The organism is Photobacterium sp. R1 (assembly GCF_054600795.1).
Genome location: NZ_BAAHZP010000682.1, coordinates 1 through 259 on the forward strand (window position 1 = coordinate 1; position 259 = coordinate 259).

Annotated in this window: 1 protein-coding gene; it reads left to right on the forward strand. The window is 43.2% G+C overall.

Features of this window, described 5'->3' with window-relative positions:
- Nucleotides 1–259, forward strand: a 259-nt coding sequence (locus ACYP03_RS26815; protein WP_459782781.1) for a hypothetical protein, incomplete at both ends; no start/stop codon positions are given.

Genomic DNA, 259 nt, shown 5'->3' on the forward strand with positions numbered 1-259 from the left:
CATCGGGGGACGTCGTGAAATAACAGACTTTAACAGTGGTGAGATACAGTTTTCCTCCAAGTTTTTCTGCTGGGGTTGGGCGAGTTGGTCTGATCGTATCACGCCTGTAGATGTTGAACTTGGCTATCAGCGAACATTACCTAAGACGGTGATGCAAGGCCTAAGTTTTTGGGAGGTGCGACATGTTAGAGGAATTCATAATTTAATGTTAGATGGACTTGTGAACTCTTGGGCTTATTCCTATGACTTAACTTTTAGA